The organism is Polaribacter sp. IC073, assembly GCF_007997075.1.
Lineage (GTDB): Bacteria > Bacteroidota > Bacteroidia > Flavobacteriales > Flavobacteriaceae > Polaribacter.
In genome coordinates this window covers 1-15,825 of record NZ_VORS01000014.1, presented here as the reverse complement: position 1 = coordinate 15,825, position 15,825 = coordinate 1, and the positions used below count along the sequence as shown (strand labels likewise).

Annotated in this window: 16 protein-coding genes; 8 read left to right on the top strand and 8 right to left on the bottom strand. The window is 31.0% G+C overall.

What is annotated here, in order from left to right; genetic code table 11:
* Positions 1-39 precede the first annotated feature (39 nt).
* Complete coding sequence (locus ES045_RS15600) at positions 40-861, top strand: M48 family metallopeptidase (protein WP_147117206.1); 822 nt, start codon at positions 40-42, stop codon at positions 859-861.
* A 72-nt stretch (positions 862-933) separates the two neighbouring features.
* Entirely contained in the window at positions 934-2,310 is a 1,377-nt protein-coding gene (locus ES045_RS15595; protein ID WP_147117205.1) for an MFS transporter, read from the top strand.
* Here the strand turns inward: ES045_RS15595 and ES045_RS15590 are convergent.
* The 7 genes from ES045_RS15590 to ES045_RS15560 all read right to left on the bottom strand — a co-directional run bounded on the left by ES045_RS15590 (position 2,307) and on the right by ES045_RS15560 (position 9,153).
* Positions 2,307-3,071, bottom strand: coding sequence for a CDP-alcohol phosphatidyltransferase family protein (locus ES045_RS15590; RefSeq protein ID WP_147117223.1), 765 nt, complete (start codon positions 3,069-3,071; stop codon positions 2,307-2,309). The genes ES045_RS15595 and ES045_RS15590 overlap by 4 nt on opposite strands.
* Positions 3,072-3,204: 133 nt before the next feature.
* Positions 3,205-5,442: a TonB-dependent receptor gene (locus ES045_RS15585; protein ID WP_147117204.1), complete on the bottom strand. Its 2,238-nt coding sequence runs from the start codon at positions 5,440-5,442 to the stop codon at positions 3,205-3,207.
* A 125-nt stretch (positions 5,443-5,567) separates the two neighbouring features.
* Positions 5,568-5,840, bottom strand: a complete 273-nt coding sequence (locus tag ES045_RS15580; RefSeq protein WP_147117203.1) for a hypothetical protein — start codon at positions 5,838-5,840, stop codon at positions 5,568-5,570.
* 52 nt (positions 5,841-5,892) lie between these two features.
* Entirely contained in the window at positions 5,893-6,657 is a 765-nt protein-coding gene (locus tag ES045_RS15575; protein ID WP_147117202.1) for a TerC family protein, read from the bottom strand.
* 1 nt (position 6,658) lies between these two features.
* Positions 6,659-7,144, bottom strand: coding sequence for a hypothetical protein (locus ES045_RS15570; protein WP_147117201.1), 486 nt, complete (start codon positions 7,142-7,144; stop codon positions 6,659-6,661).
* Between the two features lies 1 nt (position 7,145).
* A complete protein-coding gene (gene purB, locus ES045_RS15565; protein WP_147117200.1) occupies positions 7,146-8,489 on the bottom strand; it encodes an adenylosuccinate lyase in 1,344 nt (447 codons plus the stop codon).
* Positions 8,490-8,556: 67 nt separating this feature from the next.
* Complete coding sequence (locus ES045_RS15560; RefSeq protein ID WP_147117199.1) at positions 8,557-9,153, bottom strand: Crp/Fnr family transcriptional regulator; 597 nt, start codon at positions 9,151-9,153, stop codon at positions 8,557-8,559.
* A gap of 65 nt (positions 9,154-9,218) precedes the next feature.
* Between ES045_RS15560 and ES045_RS15555 the strand changes: the two genes are divergently transcribed.
* Positions 9,219-9,623 carry a group III truncated hemoglobin gene (locus ES045_RS15555; protein ID WP_147117198.1) on the top strand — a complete coding sequence of 135 codons (405 nt, stop codon included), beginning with the start codon at positions 9,219-9,221 and terminating at the stop codon, positions 9,621-9,623.
* Between the two features lie 366 nt (positions 9,624-9,989).
* Here ES045_RS15555 and ES045_RS16485 read toward each other — a convergent pair whose 3' ends face one another.
* A complete protein-coding gene (locus tag ES045_RS16485) occupies positions 9,990-10,139 on the bottom strand; it encodes a hypothetical protein (protein ID WP_189663127.1) in 150 nt (49 codons plus the stop codon).
* Positions 10,140-10,610: 471 nt separating this feature from the next.
* Between ES045_RS16485 and ES045_RS15550 the strand changes: the two genes are divergently transcribed.
* The 5 genes from ES045_RS15550 (at position 10,611) to ES045_RS15530 (ending at position 15,651) form a co-directional block, all read left to right on the top strand.
* Positions 10,611-11,327: a toxin-antitoxin system YwqK family antitoxin gene (locus tag ES045_RS15550; RefSeq protein ID WP_147117197.1), complete on the top strand. Its 717-nt coding sequence runs from the start codon at positions 10,611-10,613 to the stop codon at positions 11,325-11,327.
* A 153-nt stretch (positions 11,328-11,480) separates the two neighbouring features.
* The gene (mnmA, locus tag ES045_RS15545) at positions 11,481-12,668 is read left to right on the top strand and encodes a tRNA 2-thiouridine(34) synthase MnmA (RefSeq protein ID WP_147117196.1); all 1,188 of its coding nucleotides are present in this window, start codon (positions 11,481-11,483) and stop codon (positions 12,666-12,668) included.
* 52 nt (positions 12,669-12,720) lie between these two features.
* On the top strand, positions 12,721-14,400 hold the full coding sequence (locus ES045_RS15540; RefSeq protein ID WP_147117195.1) for a S8 family serine peptidase: 1,680 nt from the start codon (positions 12,721-12,723) through the stop codon (positions 14,398-14,400).
* Entirely contained in the window at positions 14,400-15,341 is a 942-nt protein-coding gene (locus ES045_RS15535) for an NAD(P)H-dependent flavin oxidoreductase (RefSeq protein WP_147117194.1), read from the top strand. The genes ES045_RS15540 and ES045_RS15535 overlap by 1 nt, the downstream gene beginning before the upstream one ends.
* Before the next feature lie 118 nt (positions 15,342-15,459).
* A complete protein-coding gene (locus ES045_RS15530) occupies positions 15,460-15,651 on the top strand; it encodes a cold-shock protein (RefSeq protein WP_036821181.1) in 192 nt (63 codons plus the stop codon).
* Positions 15,652-15,825: the final 174 nt, after the last annotated feature.

The window sequence follows — 15,825 nt, the reverse complement described above, 5'->3', positions numbered from 1 at the left end:
GCTACCTACAAAATATATAAATATAACAAATCAATAAATATGAAAAAATTAGTCATTTTATTAGTAACGGTATTGCTTTTTTCTGAATGTAGTAAAGTACCAATTACAGGAAGAAGTAGAGTGAATTTAGTGAGCGATGCACAAGTTTTGCCAGCAAGTTTTGCACAATATAAAGGGTTTTTAGCAGAAAATAAATTGTCTACTAATAGAGAAATGACAAACCAAGTTAAAAGTGTTGGAAAAAATATAGCAGGAGCTGTAGATCGATTTATGAGAGCAAATAATATGACTTCAGAAGCAAATGCTTACAAATGGGAATTTAATTTAGTAGACGATAAAACAATAAATGCTTGGTGCATGCCAGGAGGGAAAGTTGTTTTTTATACAGGGATCATGCCAATTTGCGCAAATGAAGATGGGGTTGCCGCAGTTATGGGGCATGAGGTTGCACACGCATTTGCAAAACATGGGCAAGAAAGAATGACAAATTCTTATGGTCAACAAATTGGTGGTTTACTAGTTGCTTTAGGAACTTCTGGTAGCAGTTCAGAATCTCAACAATTATGGAATACTGCTTTTGGCGTAGGTTCTGGCCTAGGAATGCTAAAGTTTAGTAGAGTACATGAGCAAGAAGCAGATAGATTAGGTCTAGTTTTTATGATTATGGCAGGTTATGATGGCAGAGAAGCTGCAGAAGTTTGGGTAAGAATGAGTCAAAATTCTGGGGGTAGTTCTCAACCAGAAATTTTAAGTACACACCCATCAAATGCTTCTAGAATTCAAGATTTAAGAAGCTATTTACCAACAGCTAAAAAATATGCCGCAAAATTTAATGGAGTCGCAAACTCTAATTTTAAATAAGTAGTAAAAACTTTTACTATATTGTGTGCCGTTCAACAACCATTGAACGGCATTTTTATTTAAAATAATTCTATGTTAAAAATTGGAGATACAAAATTAATAAACGCTTGGGCATTTTACGATTGGGCAAACTCAGTGTACTCTTTAGTAATTAGTACCGCTGTTTTTCCGCTCTTTTATGCTGCAATAACAGAAGACAAAACGGTTGTTTTCTTAGGAATGAAATGGAATCATGCAGACACTTTATACAGTTATGCACTTTCTTTTTCTTTTTTAGTAGTAGCATTTATGTCGCCAATTTTATCTGGTATTGCAGATTACACTGGAAATAAACTTAAGTTCATGAAGTTTTTTTGTTGGTTAGGTGGTTTGTCTGTAATGGCTATGTATTTTTTCGAAGATTTAAACACCGCTTGGGTTGGTATAATTTGTACAATTTTAGCAAGTATTGGTTTTTGGTCTAGTATTGTTTTTTACAATTCATACTTACCAGAAGTGGCGCATCCAGAGCAACAAGATGCCGCGAGTGCCAAAGGCTTTATTTACGGGTATATTGGTTCTATTATATTATTGTTGTTATGTTTAGGAATGATTTTAGCACCAGAAACATTTGGTTTCGATTTAAGTATTTCTGATACAATTTTAGCAAACGGAAGTGAAGTCGAAATTGCAAAAGCAACAGAAAGTGCAAAAAATATAGCATCTTTAAAAGCAATGAGAATTTCTTTTGTGATGGTTGGTCTGTGGTGGATTGGTTTTGCACAGGTAACTTTTAAAAAATTACCCAATAATAGTTTTAATAGAAAGGCAGATAAAGATTTTATATGGAAAGGTTTTAAAGAATTAAAAAAAGTTTGGGACGAGTTAAAGCAATACCCAACTTTAAAGAACTTTTTATTAGCCTTTTTCTTACTAAGTGTTGGCGTACAAACCATTATTTTATTGGCCACTATTTTTGGTTCTTCAGAATTAGGTTTAGGAACTACTAATTTAATTGTTACCGTTTTATTAATTCAGTTTGTAGCTATTTTAGGAGCCTATATTTTTTCAAATGTTTCTAAGAAATACGGAAACTTTAAGGCAATAAAAATTACACTTTTTATATGGATTTTAGTTTGTCTATCTGCTTTTATGTTGGAAAAAGAATTGCCTAATGTAGCGTATTATTTTTACGCTTTAGGCGGATTGTTAGGTTTGGTTTTAGGAGCAATACAATCTTTAACCCGTTCTACATATTCTAAATTATTACCAAAAACGCAAGACAACGCAACCTATTTCAGTTTTTATGACGTTACAGAGAAAATAGCCATTGTATTAGGAACTTTTGTTTTTGGTTTCTTAATCTATTTAACAGATTCTATGCAATGGAGTGTGCTTTCTTTGGGATTATTTTTTGTAGCTGCTTTAATTGTTCTAAGCCGCTTAAAAAGCACAGAGCACGTGCATTAGTAAAAAGCTTTGCGTATAAAAATAAATACGAAAATTAACACAGAATATCCTATAAAAAAAGGAATGATAAATTCTTTTAAATTGAGGACTAAAAGAACACTTATAATTAAGAGTTGAAAGCCCAAACCAAAGGTAGAAACTAAGGTCATTAACCAATTAGGAAAAGGTTTTCCTTCGGATGCACTTCTGTCTAAAGCATATATTATTTTATCGAAAATGCCATATAACACTTTGTAAATGAAGAACAAAATATTCACGTTTTTTTGTTTTTCTCCTAATAACGCAATGGGTGTTTCATCTTCAAAAACTCTGCTTGTAGTATCTCCATCAAATCTATTTCTAAGAATAACGTAATAATAGTTATACAAAGTTCCTTGTAATTGAATTCCGAAGAATGCTAACAAAGCGAGCGTTAAACTAACATCGGTTAATTGCCAAATAGTAATTATAATAATAAAGTTTAATATAATGTCTGAAACAGAATCTAAAAACCTACCAGTATAAGAAGGTGTTTTTTTTATTCTAGCGAGTTCGCCATCTGCAGCATCTAAAATCGATTTAAAAATTAAGAAAAAAGCTGCTGCCCAATAATAACCTTCAATAATAAAATACACACCAATTAAACCAGAAATAATAAAAGCGATGGTAATATCTACAGGAGTAAATCTAGTAGATTTTAATGAGTTTGCAATGATTCTTGCTATGGGTCTGCCATAATCTGACAAGTCTATAAACTGATATTCTTTTGGCAATTTAGACATAAAAATGCTATTGATTTTGAGCATTTTTATCACTTTATAAGTTCTAAAACAGCATCCTATTAATTTACAACAAAAGTAAAAAAAGCATTACAATTAAGTAATACTTTTTTTATAATTTTTGAATGATATTTTTTTAAATCGTAAAATTAACACCTAAAACAATATTTCTTCCTTGATTTAAAATACCGTCGCTCTTTAAACGAGACAAATGATTTACATATTCTTTATTCAATAAATTATTTACAGATAATGACGTTGAAAAGCTCATGTTTTTTAAATGAATATCACCACCAAAAGCAAAATTTAAGAGGTTATAATTACCTGTAGAAGTTTCAAAATTACTTACATTGTTTTGTGAGAAAGTGCTTTCTAAAGTCAAAGATGAATATCCTTGTTGTAACCATTCTTTATCATTAAACTCAGTTCTAAGGGTGTTTCTCCAAGTATTTGAAGGAATTAGCGGCAAGTAGTTGCCATTTTCTTGTTTTCCAATAACCATTTCAAAAGTACTTTCTAAGTGCAACCAATCTTGCGGATGTGGGTGTAAATGAAATCCGAATTCCCCACCATATAATTTAGCGTTTTCTTGAATATAAGAATACACCTGCTCACCATCTTCAATCTCATTAGTTGGTGCAATAAAAATATAATCGTTTATGTGATTGTAGAATCCGTTAGCAAATAATTCAAAATGTGCTGTTTTATATGCTAAAGAAACATCAATTTGAATATTTTTTTCGTTCTGTAAATTGTTGTTTCCTTTTTCAAACCTGTTGGTTCCATGATGCACTCCGTTAGAAGTTAATTCAGCCAAATTGGGGGCTCTAAAACCAGAAGCAAGATTAATTCGTGCAGTAATTTCTTCGGATACGGAAGTTTTTAGTCCCAAAGAGGTTGTAAAACTATTGTAAGATTTATCAATGGCTTCAAAAACATGCACATCACCATCATGTATAATTTCATGTTTTTCTGTGGTAATTTGTCTATTGTCGAAACGAATTCCTGCTTGTAAAGTATTTTTATTCCAAGAATAATTGGCAGTGGTAAAAATTCCAAAGTCGTTTATAGTAGCATTTGGAATTAGCAATTCTTCTCCAAAATTTGTATTTGTTTGATGCAAACCTTGTACTCCAGATAAAATTTCTATGGCACCAACTTTGGGGAAATGATATTTTGCGTTGTAAGAAAATGTTTTCAATTTCATTCTTAATGCAGCTTGCTCGTCACCTTCATGCGCATCGAGGTCTTCATGTTCTTCAAATTCTTGTCTGTCATTAAAAGTATACCCTAAATCGATATCTAATTTAGAATCGCCTAAAAAGAAATGATTGTGAGAACTTAAAATATGATTGTCTATTGTTTGAAAAGGTTCTAAAAGTGAATTACTTGTAGATTGTTCTCCAATCCCTTCAGTTAATCCCAAGTTAGATCTGTTGTAATTGTATCGAATTTCTGAAGTAAATTTATTCTTAGAATAGGCTACTCCTGTTTTAAAATCCTTCTCATTAAAACGTGTATTTGTAACTCTTTCTTTAGTCGGAATTTTATAATCTGAATGATTTGCATAGGTTCCTCTAGCTAAAAACTTCCAATTTTCTAAAGAAGATTTTACGCCTACAGAAGTATTTGTACCTAATGTATTGCTAAAATAACGCTGACTAATTGTTGCTTCTGTGTTATTTTCTGAAGCAAATTTTTCTGGATTCAAATATAAAACACCACCCAAAGCATCTGAGCCATAGAGTAAAGAAGCAGGCCCTTTAATAACTTCTACAGAGCTAATTCCTGCATCATTAATTCCCAAACCATGTTCGCCACCAAATTGTTGATTTTCTAAACGAATACCTTGTGTATAGACTAAAACTCTGTTGCCGCTTAAACCTCTTATTACTGGTTTTCCTATGGAAGTCCCTGTAGAAACTTGCGAAACTCCTGCTATATTTACAAGTCCTTCTGACAATGTCGTTGCACCTAATTTTTGAATAGATTTCGCAGAAAGACGTTCTACTTTCATAACATTTTCTGACTGTAACTTATTAAATGGAGTAGAAACAATAATTTCATCTATTTCATAAAAAGTTTCTTCTAATTGAAAGTTTAAAGTTAGGTTATCTGAAGCGATGACTAAATTTTTAGATATTGTTTTATAACCTAAGTATCTAAAGATTAGTTTAATTTTTCCATTAGGAACGTTTTTCAATTCATAAGATCCATCACCTTTTGTAACGGTTCCTTTATGAAGTTCTTGTGCGTAGATTTCTACACCTATTAATGCATTATTATGCGTGTCTGTTATTTTTCCGGAAATACTATTTTGTGCATTTACAGAAGCAATTGCCATTATAAATAGCAGTTTTATGTATGTTTTCATTGGTATTATTTTACTATTGAATAAAAAATTTGAGTCCTACGAATGCCGCATAAACAACCTCTAATTATAAGAAATCATTTTATTTTCCGAAATTTATGGAAGGTATTCGTACTAATGTAACTGTTTTAAATAGTAAAAAATGGTGGGCCTCGAGAAGATTGCTCCGAGTGATAAAAGTCTTTAAATTTTTGAGATTTATCAATAAAAATAGTGCTGTAAAAATGAGTAGGAATTACATCAAAATTAGATGAAAATGCTACGGAGAATACAGTAAGTTGTTTGTGAAGTTCATCACAATCTGCATTGTCTTCATGAAAATGATTTTCAACTAAAGAAGTACAAATGGTATGCTCGTGATTTTCAAAAGCATGCATAATTTGTATTGATGCAGGAATCATCAATAATAAAAAGAAAAAGAAGCTGATATGTATCTTAAACTGTTTGATAAAATTATTTTTTTCTAATTTTTAAATTTAGCATTTCTACTCCTAAAGAGAACGCAATGGCAAAATACAAATAACCTTTTGGAATTGCTCCTACAGTTTTGTTAAAAAATGCTGTGTGCGATAAATGTGCGCCTTCTGTAATTAGCATAAAGCCAATTAAAATTAAGAAAGACAGTGCCAACATTTGTATGGTCGGATTTTTATTTACAAAACTACTAATTGGGGTTGAAAAAATCATCATCACTAAAATTGACACAATAACAGCAATAATCATAATAATTAAAGCGCCTTCAATTCCGTTTGTCATACCAACCGCAGTTAATATACTATCAAAAGAAAAGACAATATCAATTAATATAATCTGAATAATAACACTTGAAAACGAAATGACTTTTGGTGATTTTAAGATTTCTTCTTCGTTGGTGTGTTCTACTTTCTGACGAATTTCTTTGGTACTTTTGTATAATAGGAAAAGACCACCAAGAAACAAAATAATACTTTGGCCCGTTAAACCGGTCTTAAACCAACCAATGTCAATGCTAAAAAAAGGATCTTTTAAAGCGATTAAATAAGACACACCAAACAGCAGTATAATTCTTGTAATCATTGCCAAAGCCAACCCTAAAAGCGTTGCTTTTCTTACTTGCTTCTCGGGTAACTTATTTGCAGAAATAGAGATAAAAATAATATTATCTATTCCTAAAATTATTTCTAAAAAAGTTAGTGTTAATAACGCAACCCAAGTATCTGCATGTAGAAAAATTTCCATGTTATTTTACTTTATAAATTGTACCGTCTGTAAGAAATTTACTAAAACCTATTTTTGCTGAAAAATCATAAGAATCATCTGTTATTTTAGTAATTTGTACATAAATAGCGTCTTTATCTAGCTGTTTTTTAGGCGATTTCATTTTTAAAGAATAAAAGAAATTATTTTTCCATTTGATATATAACGTATCAATATGTTTTATCCTTTTTTCTTCGGATAGACTATCGTTAGAAATACTTATAATTTTGTCATATTCTTCAATCTGAAGACTGTCTATTCTGGTAATTGTAGTTTTGCTATAACCTTCTCCAGCCGGAATTTCAAAAACGCCATGTTTAAATCTATCTGGATCTCCTTTTTCTGATGAACAAGAAGTTAAGACTAGAAGAAAGAAACAAGAAAAAAGAGACAGGAACAGTGTGTTTCTTTTTTCTAAAATAAATTTTAAAACCTCTTTTTTCTCGATTCTTTTTTCTGCTTTTATCATGTTAAATACCTGTATAATTTGCTGGCGTAATTGCCTTTAATTCTTCTTTAATGTCTGTAGAAACTTCTAGTGTATCAATAAAATTCGCAATAGAATTTTGATTGATTTTCTCATTCGTTCTTGTCAATCCTTTTAATGCTTCATAAGGATTTGGGTATGCTTCTCTTCTTAAAATTGTCTGAATAGCTTCTGCAACAACTGCCCAATTATTTTCTAAATCTTGCTCAAACTTTGCTTTGTTTAACAACAATTTATTCAACCCTTTTAAGGTTGATGTAAACGCAATAATTGTATGTCCGAAAGGAACCCCAACGTTACGTAAAACGGTACTATCTGTTAAATCTCTTTGCAATCTAGAAATAGGTAATTTTGCAGAAAGATGTTCGAAGATTGCATTTGCTAGTCCTAAATTTCCTTCAGAATTTTCAAAATCAATCGGATTTACTTTGTGTGGCATTGCAGAAGAACCCACTTCACCTGCCTTAATTTTCTGCTTAAAATACTCCATAGAAACATAGGTCCAGAAATCTCTGTCTAAATCTATAATAATATTGTTAATACGTTTTAAAGTATCAAACAATGCAGCCATGTGATCGTAATGTTCTATTTGTGTGGTTGGAAAAGAATGGTGTAAACCTAACTTTTCTTGTACAAAATTACCCCCAAAAGCTTTCCAATCTATCGCTGGATATGCAACTTTATGAGCGTTAAAATTACCGGTTGCTCCACCAAATTTCGCTGCACTTGGTATGTCATTTAACAAATTGAATTGTTCTTTTAAACGAACTACAAAAACATCTATTTCTTTTCCTAAACGCGTAGGAGAAGCTGGCTGCCCGTGAGTTCTTGCCAACATAGAAATATCTTTCCATTCAATTACTAATTCTTGTAATCTTTCTAAAAGTTCTAAATATTGAGGCACATATACATCATTCATCGCGTCTTTAATAGAAAGCGGAATTGCTGTATTGTTTATGTCTTGAGAAGTCAACCCGAAATGGATAAACTCTTTGTGTTGTTGCAAACCTAAAGCATCAAATTTTTCTTTGATAAAATATTCAACAGCTTTTACATCATGATTTGTAATGCTTTCGATGTCTTTTATTTTCTGAGCATCTTCTGCGGTAAAATCAATATAAATTTTACGCAACGTTTCAAATAAACTGTGATCAAAATTGGCTAATTGTGGCAAAGGAATTTCGCACAAAGCAATAAAATATTCAATTTCTACTTTAACGCGATATCTAATTAAAGCTTCTTCAGAAAAATAATCTGCTAGTTTTTCAATCTTTCCTCTGTATCGTCCATCAATAGGTGAGATGGCATTTAGTTTTGTTAAGTTCATTTTTTGTTGTGTTGTGATTTGCAAAAATAAAAATTACTAAGTTGATTTACGTATATTTAAAGGGGTTTTATCTAAAAACTTTTCTTTTAATGATTTTTACCTTTTTTTTCTTCTCTAAATTCTTTACAACTCTAATTACTGTTTCTACTCTAAGTCCTAGAGTATCTGCTATTTGTTGTCTTGTATACACTACTTTATAGGCGAAATCTCCTTCAATTTTAGCAACATCTTTTTTTAAATAATCGAAAAAACGAAGGATTCTGTGTTCTGGTTCTTGACTAGAAATTTCTGAAGCAATAATTGCTTTGTAATACAATCTGTTTGCTAAACTTTTTGTAATATTTAAATGAATTTCTGGGTGTTGAAATAGTAATTTAAAGAGATTCTCTTTTTCTAATTTAAGAATCTTACAATCTGAAAAAGCAATAGCATTTGCAGGATATTTTACATCGATAAAAAGAGGTGGCTCGCCAAAACTTTGCCCTTTGTAGAAAAAATTTTGAATAAATTCTTTTCCATCGTCATTATAATTATTCATTTTAACGGCTCCACTAACTATTTGATAGTAATATTTAGCAGTATTATTTTCTGAAAATATTTCTTTCCCTTTCCAATATTCACATATTTCAGCATTAAAATCTAAAAGAAGTTGTTGGTCTATCATTATGATTCAGGTCATAAAACTATCATTGGTAAAGATATACTTTTGTTTTCTTAAAATGATAAAAAATGGAATTAAGAGATATAGAAAACAGGGCTGATATTTTTTTATTAGTCACAACTTTTTATGATAAAATTAAAGAAGATTCTTTTATAGGACCCATCTTTTTAGAAATCATACCAAAGAATGAATGGGAAAGTCATTTAGAAAAACTGACAGATTTTTGGGAAACCAATTTATTTTTTGTTAGAAAATTTAAAGGAAACCCAATGAAAGCGCACAAAGATGTAGATGCTCATTTTAATCATACGATAACTCAAAAACACTTTGGCAAATGGTTAGAATTATGGTTTACAACCGTAGATGCGCTTTTTGAAGGAACAAGAGCACATCAGGCAAAAGAGCGTGCAAGAAATATTGCGGCGTCTCTTTTTTTACGAATGTTTGAAGAAAAACCTAAGAAAGTGCAATAGAGATTTGATGAAATAACAAAGCCACATTCATAATAATAGTTGCAATAAAAGCCCAGAGAATCATTTTAAAGATTGCTTACTAATAGATAAAACGGCTGTTCCTACGGCTAATATAATAGCAGTCATTTAAGTAAATAAAGAAATTTTTTTTGAACCGCTATTGCTGCATTTATAGCCACGATTCCTGTACAAAACATTACCATGACTATAGAAATACCAATGGTGTTTTCTTTTTCCTATGCTATTTTTTGATTGACTTTTTGAATGATGTTATATTGATTGCTCATGGTTTTAGTTTTATAATTTACAATCAAAGTTAAATAGCTATTAAGTGCTAATTTATAATTGAAATCATGAACAAATAAGCTAAGTCGCATATTTTTCTATTAAATTTATAGCCTGTTTTCCACATGCTTTACAACCTTTACTTTCATGGATTATTTTTGTCTCAATAAGATGTTTAAATTCTGGGTGAATCCAATCTATTTCTAATCCGAATAAATACAAAGAAGGCATTGTCTAAGCTCTTACAGTAATTTTGAGGTGCAATTAACCAATCGAAACCGTTTGTTAGCATGGTTTCTATTTAAGGGATTGTTCGCTTTTTCTGAATGTTATTTTCTATTTTTGAATAATTAGCAGTTGCTAATTATTTGCGAATTTTAGCATAAGGTCTAATGGCACTGTCAAATTTTACAGTAGCAAGTTTTTCTAAAAACTCACCTAAATGTGGTATCCTCCAGTTTAAATGATAATGTATGTAAATCCATTCTAAAATTCAGGCAGCTGTTATAGAAAATTTATTTTCAACATCAAAAGGTATCAAAATTAATTCTGAGAATATTTTTTGATTTTCTAACACTATATTTGCAACCCTTTGGCGGTTTTTACTTGTAGGCTTTTTGCATGTTATCGAGTTGTTTCGTTAAGTAAAGCAACTTTTTTTTTGGGACTATTAATGTATATTTGTTCTCAAATTCTATCTAAATGATAAATATAAAAAGACTTGTTTTTATTTTCACCTTTTTGGCTTGTTATTTTATAAGTGAGGAGGCTACTGCACAAAGAATTAATAAATTTGATAGTAATAACGAACGAACAGGTGTTTGGAAGAAATACCATCCGAATAAAAGAATACGCTATACAGGTCAGTTTAAAGCAGGAAAAGAAATAGGGGTTTTCAAATTTTATGACATCACTACGTCAGAAAAACCTGTTATTATAAAGACTTTTTTTGAAGATTCAGATTCCTTGTTTGTCCAGTTTTATACTTTAAAAGGGGCAATTAAAACAGAAGGTGTTTTAAACAAAAGAAAAAGAGTTGGTAATTGGAAATATTTTTATCCCAATGGTACTTTAATGTCAGAAGAAAATTATAGCAACGGCAAACTTCATGGCGAGCAATTGGTGTACTATCCAGATGGACAAGTAACCGAATTTTCTGAATATAAAAACGGATTGTTAGAGGGTGTTTCTAGTAAATATTCTAACAAGGGGATTTTAATTGAAGAAATTACTTACAAAAATGGGAATTTAAATGGTTTGGCAAAATATTTCGAGTTGAATGGAAACCTAAAAGAAACGGGGATATATAAAGACGGAGAACGATACGGAAAGTGGGAGTTTTATTTAGATGGTGAAATTGCTTCTGATAAAGAAAAAAAGGAGGAAAAAGCTTCATACACGCAGAAAAAAGAGAATTAGCGATTCTAATTTTAAATTTTTTCTAAAAACTAAAAAGCTTACAATGAAAAGCTAGCACCTATTTTCAACATAAAACAAATCAATTTATCTATCAATTATTTCAATCTACAAAACCATTTCTAATTCGTATCTTTGCACCCTTAAAATTAAATAATGAAACGAGTAGTTGTTGGGCTTTCTGGTGGTGTAGATTCTAGTGTTACTGCACATTTATTAAAAGAACAAGGGTTTGAAGTTATTGGGCTATTTATGAAAAATTGGCACGATGATTCTGTAACTATTTCTAATGAATGCCCTTGGTTAGAAGATAGTAATGATGCAATGATTGTTGCAGAAAAACTAGGAATTCCTTTTCAAGTGGTAGATTTAAGCAATCAATACAAAGAACGTATTGTAGATTATATGTTCGATGAGTATAGCAAAGGAAGAACGCCAAACCCAGATGTACTTTGTAACCGAGAAATAAAGTTTGATGTTTTTATGGACATCGCTTTAAAACTAGGTGCAGACTATGTTGCTACAGGTCATTATTGTAGAAAAGGTGAAGAAATTATAGACGGAAAGCCTGTTTATAAATTATTGGCAGGAAAAGATGTAAATAAAGACCAATCTTATTTTCTATGTCAACTTTCTCAAGAACAATTAACAAAAGCATTGTTTCCTATTGGTGAACTAACAAAGCCAGAAGTTAGAGAAATAGCAAAAAAAGCAGATTTAATTACTGCCGACAAAAAAGATTCTCAAGGTTTATGTTTTATTGGTAAAGTTCGTTTACCAGAATTTTTACAACAAAAATTACAACCAAAAGAAGGTAATATTGTTACGATTCCTTCTGACTTTTCTCAGTATATAAAATCGACACCAGAATTTGAAAATAAAGAAGCAGCACTTGCTTATTTCGCAACCAAATTCTCTTATAACAAAGAAGACGGTAAAGTGGCTGGTAAACACCAAGGAGCGCATTATTTTACAAAAGGACAGCGTAAAGGTTTAAATGTAGGTGGTACAAAAGAAGCGTTATATGTAATAGAAACAGATGTAACAACAAATACTATTTATACTGGTGAAGGTAAAAATCACCCAGGTCTTTATAGAAATGTACTGTTTGTATCCAACGAAGAAATACATTGGATTCGTGAAGATTTAACCTTAAAAGTTGGCGAAACATTGCAAGTAGAAGCTAGAATTAGATACAGACAAGCTCTAGAAATTGCCACTTTACACAAGGTAGAAACGGGTTTATTTGTAGAGTTTGAAAACAAACAATCTGCAATTCAAGAAGGACAATTTGTTGCTTGGTATATCAATGAAGAGTTGTTAGGTTCTGGAGTAATTTCTTAAAAAACTTTTTTTAGGGTTTATTAATTGGTATTTTTAGGGTTTAAGATAAACCATGAAAAAACTAGGCTTTCTTTTTTCTTTTTTAATTACTTTTTCGTTGTTTTCTCAACAACAAGAAGATGCTTGGTTCTTTTTAAGAGACAAACCAGATTCTACTTTATATATTTCAAATCCGTTATTAATGCTTTCCCAAAGGGCTATTGATAGAAGAAATAATTTGCAAATAGAAATAAACGGAACAGATGTTCCTATGCATCAAGCGCACATAGATAATATTAAAGCCGCTGTTGGAATCACCGTTTTAGGAAAATCAAAATGGCTTAATGCAGTTCATATTCAAGGAACAAAAATAATTATCGACAATTATTTTCTAAATTCATCATTTATAAAGCGGGTTGAATTCGCTAATAAAACCTTTAATAATTTAGGCGAAAAAGCTGTTGAAAAGATGGTTTCTAATCATCAGAATAAATTTAATATTTCTCAGACCGATTTTAATTATGGGAGCACCAGCGATCAAATAAAAATGCTAAAAGGCAATTATTTACATGCACAAGGTTTAACAGGAGCAGGTCAAATAATTGCAGTGATAGATGCTGGTTTTCCGAATGTAAACACGCTAGAAGCTTTTAAAAGGCTACGAGAAAACAATCAGATTCTTGGTGGCTACGATTTTGTGGAAAGAAGTACAAATTTTTATGCAGGGAATAATCATGGTACAAATGTGTTGTCTACAATAGGCGGTTATTTAGAAAATCAATTTGTAGGGGCTGCACCAGATGCTTCATTCTATTTATTTAGAACAGAAAATGCGCCAGTAGAAGTTCCGTTAGAAGAAACATTATGGGTAGAAGCGGCAGAAAGAGCAGATAGTCTGGGTGTTGATGTAATTAATACTTCGTTAGGATATTCTACTTTTGACAATGCAGATTATAATTATTCGTATGCAGATATGAATGGGAAAACAACATTTATTTCTAGAGGAGCAGAAATTGCAGGCAACAAAGGAATTTTAGTTGTTAATTCTGCTGGAAATTCTGGAAATAATTCTTGGAAATATATTACTGCTCCTGCAGATGCACCTTCAGTAATTACAGTTGGCGCCGTAGATAAAAACAAAAGTATTGCTAATTTTAGCTCTTTCGGGCCAACTTCAGACGGGAGAATTAAACCAGAAATTTTAGCTTTAGGTGTAAGTGCAGCCGTTATTAATCATACAAATGGAGCCATTTCTCTTTCAAACGGAACCTCATTCTCATCACCAATTATGGCGGGTTTAATTGCTTGTTTAAATGGAAATGAAGGGTTTTTGTTGAAATCTTCAATCCATAAAAAATCTAAAAAGCAAAAAAAATTTAATGATCATTTAAAGGAAGCGGTTTATACATCTGCAAATACATATTCTAATCCTACAGATCAATATGGTTACGGAATTCCGGATTTTGAAATTGCTTTAAACAAGTACATTGGCTCTACAGCTTCATTACAAGAAGCATCTTTAGAACGTGTTAAAATTTCACCAAATCCTGTAACTACAATTTTTAAAATTGAAGGATTTTTAGGGAATAGAAAAGGATATAAAATGCAAATTTTTGATGTTTTGGGAAAACAAGTGCTACAAAAAGAAACACTTTTAAATGAGGTTGAAATTTCTTTTTTAGAAACGGGTTTGTACTTCCTAAAAATTTCTAAAGAAAATCAATACAGAACAATTAAGATTATAAAAAATTAATGAAAAATAGTATTACAGAATTATTCGGAATAAAACATCCTATTGTTCAAGGAGGAATGATTTGGGTTTCTGGCTACAAATTGGCTTCTGCAGTTTCAAACGCTGGTGGACTAGGTCTTATTGGTGCTGGTTCTATGTATCCAGAAATTTTAAGAGAACATATTCAGAAATGTAAAAAAGCCACAGACAAACCATTTGGCGTAAACGTACCGATGTTGTATCCTGATATTGAAAAAATTATGGATATTATCATTGAAGAGGGCGTAAAGATTATTTTTACTTCCGCAGGAAACCCTAAAACTTGGACTTCCTTTTTAAAAGAAAAAGGAATTACGGTGGTGCATGTTGTGAGCTCTGTAAAATTTGCTTTAAAAGCAGAATTAGCAGGGGTAGACGCAGTTGTTTGCGAAGGTTTTGAAGCTGGCGGACATAATGGAAGGGAAGAAACCACCACTTTTACCTTAATACCAATGGTAAAAGAGCAGGTGAAAATTCCTGTAATTGCTGCAGGAGGCATTGGTTCTGGTAGAGGAATGTTAGCGGCTATGGTTTTAGGAGCAGATGGGGTTCAAATAGGAAGTAGGTTTGCAGCTACGGAAGAATCGTCCGCGCACCAAAATTTTAAAGATACAATTGTAGCAGTTAAAGATGGCGGAACACAGTTAACTTTAAAAGAACTAGCACCTGTACGTTTGGTGAAAAATAAGTTTTTTAATGAAATACAAGAATTGTACAAAACAAAACCAACTGTAGATGATTTAAAAGAATTGTTGGGAAGGGCAAGAGCAAAAAAAGGAATGTTTGAGGGAGATTTAGATGCCGGCGAGTTAGAAATAGGTCAAATAGCGGGTTTAATTCATGAAATAAAACCGGCAAAAGTTGTCTTAGAAGAAATTATTAGTGAGTTTGAAGCTGTTAAATCTCTTATTTATAGGTTGTAGATTTTATTTTAAAAACAATAGTTGCTGTTTTTTACTAAATTATTGTTTTTGGCATTATTTTTGATTAATAATAAATGTTGTATGTAATTAAACAAGCAACATATTTAATATTACTATTATGAATAAAGGTACCGTAAAATTTTTCAATGAATCTAAAGGATTTGGATTTATCACTGAAGAAGGAAACAACAAAGAACATTTTGTACATGTGTCAGGATTAGTTGATGAAATTCGTGAAAACGATGAAGTTGAGTTTGACTTACAAGATGGAAGAAAAGGATTAAACGCAGTAAACGTAAGAGTTATATAATTATATATTATTTTATTACTAGTTAATTTTTTATCTAAAAGCCTATCAATAATTGATAGGCTTTTTTTATTATAATTTTTTTAATAGCAGTAGGTTTAAAAAAAATATAAAATTTTTTTATTTTTTTGCTTCTTTAATCAAATAATGGCATTACATTTGCAGTTCAATAAACGT

Bases quoted from the DNA above. Each gene is read 5' to 3' on its own strand.
- ES045_RS15595 (WP_147117205.1), top strand. From the start codon at position 934: ATGTTAAAAATTGGAGATACAAAATTAATAAACGCTTGGGCATTTTAC.
- ES045_RS15555 (WP_147117198.1), top strand. From the start codon at position 9,219: ATGGAATTAAGAGATATAGAAAACAGGGCTGATATTTTTTTATTAGTC.
- ES045_RS15560 (WP_147117199.1), bottom strand. From the start codon at position 9,153: ATGATAGACCAACAACTTCTTTTAGATTTTAATGCTGAAATATGTGAA.
- ES045_RS15570 (WP_147117201.1), bottom strand. From the start codon at position 7,144: ATGATAAAAGCAGAAAAAAGAATCGAGAAAAAAGAGGTTTTAAAATTT.
- ES045_RS15530 (WP_036821181.1), top strand. From the start codon at position 15,460: ATGAATAAAGGTACCGTAAAATTTTTCAATGAATCTAAAGGATTTGGA.
- ES045_RS15575 (WP_147117202.1), bottom strand. From the start codon at position 6,657: ATGGAAATTTTTCTACATGCAGATACTTGGGTTGCGTTATTAACACTA.
- ES045_RS15580 (WP_147117203.1), bottom strand. From the start codon at position 5,840: ATGATTCCTGCATCAATACAAATTATGCATGCTTTTGAAAATCACGAG.
- ES045_RS15585 (WP_147117204.1), bottom strand. From the start codon at position 5,442: ATGAAAACATACATAAAACTGCTATTTATAATGGCAATTGCTTCTGTA.
- purB (WP_147117200.1), bottom strand. From the start codon at position 8,489: ATGAACTTAACAAAACTAAATGCCATCTCACCTATTGATGGACGATAC.
- mnmA (WP_147117196.1), top strand. From the start codon at position 11,481: ATGAAACGAGTAGTTGTTGGGCTTTCTGGTGGTGTAGATTCTAGTGTT.
- ES045_RS15540 (WP_147117195.1), top strand. From the start codon at position 12,721: ATGAAAAAACTAGGCTTTCTTTTTTCTTTTTTAATTACTTTTTCGTTG.
- ES045_RS15600 (WP_147117206.1), top strand. From the start codon at position 40: ATGAAAAAATTAGTCATTTTATTAGTAACGGTATTGCTTTTTTCTGAA.
- ES045_RS15550 (WP_147117197.1), top strand. From the start codon at position 10,611: ATGATAAATATAAAAAGACTTGTTTTTATTTTCACCTTTTTGGCTTGT.
- ES045_RS15590 (WP_147117223.1), bottom strand. From the start codon at position 3,071: ATGTCTAAATTGCCAAAAGAATATCAGTTTATAGACTTGTCAGATTAT.
- ES045_RS15535 (WP_147117194.1), top strand. From the start codon at position 14,400: ATGAAAAATAGTATTACAGAATTATTCGGAATAAAACATCCTATTGTT.
- ES045_RS16485 (WP_189663127.1), bottom strand. From the start codon at position 10,139: ATGCCTTCTTTGTATTTATTCGGATTAGAAATAGATTGGATTCACCCA.